We start from the raw sequence: 4,345 nt of genomic DNA, 5'->3' as shown, positions 1-4,345 counted from the left end.
GCATCGATGTCACCGACACCGGCGCGGGCATGAGCCCGGAGGTGATCGCGCGCGCCTTCGATCCGTTCTTTACCACCAAGCCGCCCGGCAAGGGCACCGGCCTCGGACTGTCGCAGGTGCACGGCATCGTCCGGCAGCTTGGCGGCGATGTCACGATCGACTCCGTGGTCGGCACGGGCACGACGGTGCGGATTTTCCTGCCGGCGGCGGCGGTGGATGCCGAGCGCAAGGGGCGTGAGGCGTCCGAGCTCGAGGTCGGCCATGCCGAGCGGGTCCTGATCGTGGATGACGATCCGGACGTGCGCGGCATCATGACGACGTTTTTGGCCGACCTCGGCTACGACATTCGCGAGGCCGCCGACTACGCCGGCGCGCTCGCCGCGCTCAGCGACTATGCGCCGCATCTGTTGATCGTCGATTTCGCGATGCCCGGCATCAACGGCGCGGAGGTTGCGGTCGCCGCACGGCAGAAACATCCGGGGCTGCCGATCCTGTTCGTCAGCGGCTATTCGGATTCGGCCGCGCTGCAATCCGCGGTCGGCGACACCATGCTGCTGCGCAAGCCGTTCCGCCCGGTCGAGCTCGCCGCCGCGGTCCGTTCCGTGCTCGATGGGTCGGCTCGGCCCGCGTAAAAGCTCGGCGACAGACAGGTGGTTCCCGCTGTGAATCGGAATCCCCGGTCGAGGAAGAGGGCAGCGCTTCAGCTTCACCCGGCCAGGTCCTGATCCCACGAGCGCTTGAACGCATAGGCAATCGATGTCGCTCTTCAAAGCGCAGCAAACGACAACAGCAGACGCCGTTTCGCTCTTCGCGGCGCGATGCGCCCGAAGTGATGCTGAAATCCTTGCCCTCGAAAGACAGAGGGCGTGGGGGATGCCGGGCGCCCGATGCACCCGCAGCCTCGTGTGCGCATATTGGTAGTGATTATGCACACGAGTATTCACAGCGGTCGCACCGGAAATCACCCGGCATCCCCGCACGCAATGGTTTACGGCTTATACGCGCTCTCCTCGGTGACCATGCTTTTTTGCCACCGTCGCCTAACGGAATGGCTTCCGCCGACTTGACGCCTGTGCCTTGGAGCGTCGGGACCACACGATTTCGCCGTCCGTATCAGAATTGTTCGTCTACGCGCGACAAGCGCGCTGCAACCCTGATCCGTCCACCGCATCCCGATCCGCGTCCGTGACGATCGCGATACGCCCCTTTGTGTGGAGCGGGACGGACTGCTTATAGGGCTGATTTGGGTCCGGGTCAAGAGCTAATTCCGAAAATCGGAAATTATGGAAACCGGAAATTAGAGCAGGCACCATCCTTGCGACCCCAGATCGTCGCTTGGATCGGCGGATCAAGCGGATCGCGTTGACGAACGAGCGAGGCCCCGATCTCGCCGGTACGGACCAACACAGAGGCCTCGGAACACCGAACGGAAAAAACCCGGGCCGCAACCGCGTCATGCTTGCCGGGCGCTATCGCGACTGTGCTCCCGGTCGGCGCCTGGCAACCCGCAATCGAGCAGCGGTTCGCCGGGACGACTTAGTGAGCCAAACATCGTCACATCAGGAACTGCGGGTCCGGCGCAGTCGTAGGGCTCAACCGCTCGTCCGGGAGCATGCCGCTATCGAACGGAAGTTTCAACGGGCCTGTTGGTCAGGCTCGCGGGGCGCGGCTGGATCGGGAATCAAAGTGACAGCAAGCGTAGCCCGGATGAGCGCAGCGACATCCGGGGATTCTCATTTGCGCTGTTCCCGCATGTCGCTCCGCTCCTGCGGGCTGCTCGCGGTTGGATACGCCGCCCGACGCGTCCGCGATGCGCCCAGGAAAAGAAAACGGCGCGCCTCGCGCCAAGCCGCAGTCTGGAAGGAGTTGATCTCGCCGAGATCAAGTACGTGCCGTTAGATGGCTCAAACTCGCCTGCTCCATCATAGCAACGCGAAATGGATCACCTTTCTGTCTTTTCTCGCCGCCAGCACCTTCTTTTCCATCAGCACCACAATCGCGGACCCGGCAGCACCGCCGAGCACGACATGATGAGTGAGGTGGCCATCGGATAGTGCGGCTATCCAGTCACCACCGGCCCCCGCCGATGGCTTCCTCGCCCGTATCTCTTTTCAACCAATTTCTCCAGAGCCTTGGTCGCTTCGCCGCGATCACCGCAAAAAAATCCCTTCAGGCGTTGTGGTAGATTCCTGTTATCGCTTCTCCTTCCTGATGGAGGCCTTCGGCCTTGTCCAGAAGGCGCTGCTTCAGAATCTTCAGATCGCCGCTGCCTGGGGGGATATCAGAGGCCGATTCTTCGAGGCCGTTCTTGAAGGCTCCGACTGCCTGCCAGTCCTGAGCGCCAGAAGTGCACGCTTGGCTGGGCAATCACGCGTGATCGTTCAAGGGTCTCTCTGGCACTCCATTCGGGCGAGTGACAAAAATTTTCGGTGTCCCTCTTGAATCGGATTTTTTATGCTCCTAGGTCGTTGTCCGCCGGAGGCCGGTTATCGGCTCCGGTCATATGACATCGCGATCCTCACCGGCGGCTCCGCGATAGCTGAGGATCTCGGCATCAAGCTCGAGAATGTCACGATCGACATGCTCGGCCGCGCCAAGAAGGTGGTGATCGACAGGGAGAACACGACGATCGTCAGCGGGGCGGGTGCCAGCCGGGACGTCGAAGCCCGGGTCGCGCAGATCAAGGCGCAGATCGAGGAAACCACCTCCGATTATGACCGCGAAAAGCTGCAGGAGCGGCTGGCCAAACTCGCCGGCGGCGTTGCGGTGATCCGCGTCGTTAGAGCCACCGAAGTGGAGGTCAAGGAGAGGAAGGACCGCGTTGACGATGCGCTTCACGCCACCCGTGCTGCGGTCGAGGAGGGCATCGTCCCAGGCGGCGGGGTCGCGTTGCTTCGCGCGCTGCAGGCGCTCGACGGCGTCAAAACGGCAAATGCCGACCAGAAGGCCGGCGTCGACATCGTGCGCCGCGCGATCCAGGTGCCGGCCCGGCAGATCGTGCAGAACGCTGGCGAAGACGGCTCGCTGGTGGTCGGCAAGCTGCTGGAGCACAACGACTACAATTGGGGCTTCAATGCCGCGACCGGTGAGTTCCAGGATCTGGTGAAGGCCGGCGTGATCGATCCGGCCAAGGTCGTTCGCACGGCGCTGCAGGACGCAGCCTGGGTCGCCGCGCTGTTGATCACGACGGAAGCGCTGGTGGCCGACAAGCCAAAGAAGACCGAGGCGCCGGCCACGCCTCCGATGGACTTCTGACAAGATTTGCGCCCGGCCGGCAGACGGTCGGGCGTCCGTCATCACTGATCAAGGATAGGACCAAAGGAGGATAAGATGATCCTGGATCAAACCATTGGCTCCGCCGGTGTGGAGAATCAGAAAAAAGGTGCCATCGCGCGCCGTGTTGTCCGGGGAGCGCTGACGGCGTTGCTCGCCTCGGCACTGACGCTGCCGTCGCTGGCCGCCTGGGGAATGGAGAGTTCGGTGAAGCAGGCCGCGGCAACATCCGGTGACCTGCTGCCGCTGCCGCCGATTCCGTATCTCAGCTCCACACCCTGGATGAAGTGGAACATGACGGCGCCACCGCTTCGGGTCGATACGCTCATCACGCCGAGCCTTGCCCCGAGTCTTGCCCCGAGCCTTGCCCCGTGGAGCGTCCCGCAGGATCCTCGGAACCTGGCGCCTGCAGTGCTGACCAGCAGCTGAGAAATCCCTGTTCGGTGCAATGCGGGCGGCGCCCAGCCGTGGTCCGCATTGCATCGATGGACGCATCGTTTTCTTTTGCCACGCTGGAACCAAAAATCAATTCGAACGAAAATCGAAACCAAAAAATTTTTGCGGACGCCCTTGAAACTGATTTCCGTTCTTCTAATTCGATGTTTGCCGCTGTTGGCGGTGCCGGGCGCCAGTTCTTGGGTCCGGCAGATTGAAACCGGGCGCCAGACAGGTGTCTGTACTGCTGTCTTGCGTCCCTTCGTACCATCTTGCTCTTAGGAGGACTTGGCTATGAGGACTTACGATCTCAATCCCTTGTGGCGTTCGACAATCGGCTTCGACCGCCTCTTCGATCTCCTCGATGAAACCCAGCACAGGACCGAGGACAACTACCCGCCTTACAATATCGAGCGGCTTGGCGAAGATCGTTACCAGATCTCGCTAGCGCTGGCTGGCTTCAGCCCGGGTGAGATTACCGTGACCGCCGAGCAGAACGTACTGACCGTCGAAGGCCGCAAGAGCGACAAGGACCAGCACGAGTATCTCTACCAGGGCATCTCGGCTCGACCGTTCAAGCGGCAGTTCAGCCTTGCCGATTACGTCCAGGTGCGGACCGCGACGTTCGATAATGGCC

Annotated in this window: 4 protein-coding genes and 1 pseudogene; all 5 read left to right on the top strand. The window is 62.1% G+C overall.

Features of this window, described 5'->3' with window-relative positions; translation table 11 throughout:
• Positions 1-632: response regulator (locus WCB02_RS04170; RefSeq protein ID WP_423956576.1), on the top strand; the 632-nt coding region annotated here is incomplete at its 5' end.
• Between the two features lie 1,873 nt (positions 633-2,505).
• Positions 2,506-3,255, top strand: a pseudogene (locus WCB02_RS04165) (TCP-1/cpn60 chaperonin family protein); the annotation flags it as partial.
• Positions 3,256-3,330: 75 nt separating this feature from the next.
• Positions 3,331-3,702: a hypothetical protein gene (locus WCB02_RS04160; RefSeq protein WP_423956575.1), complete on the top strand. Its 372-nt coding sequence runs from the start codon at positions 3,331-3,333 to the stop codon at positions 3,700-3,702.
• A gap of 38 nt (positions 3,703-3,740) precedes the next feature.
• Positions 3,741-3,926 (top strand): hypothetical protein, encoded by a 186-nt coding sequence (locus WCB02_RS04155; protein ID WP_423956574.1) that lies wholly within the window; start codon positions 3,741-3,743, stop codon positions 3,924-3,926.
• Positions 3,927-4,002: 76 nt separating this feature from the next.
• A partial coding sequence (locus WCB02_RS04150) for an Hsp20 family protein (protein ID WP_423956573.1) occupies positions 4,003-4,345 on the top strand: 343 nt, incomplete at its 3' end.

Origin of the sequence: Bradyrhizobium sp. (assembly GCF_049581145.1) — a bacterium.
GTDB lineage: Bacteria > Pseudomonadota > Alphaproteobacteria > Rhizobiales > Xanthobacteraceae > Bradyrhizobium.
The sequence above is the reverse complement of the archived record's forward strand: the minus strand, read 5'-3'. Positions and strand labels throughout refer to the sequence as shown.

Bases quoted from the DNA above. Each gene is read 5' to 3' on its own strand.
- WCB02_RS04160 (WP_423956575.1), top strand. From the start codon at position 3,331: ATGATCCTGGATCAAACCATTGGCTCCGCCGGTGTGGAGAATCAGAAA.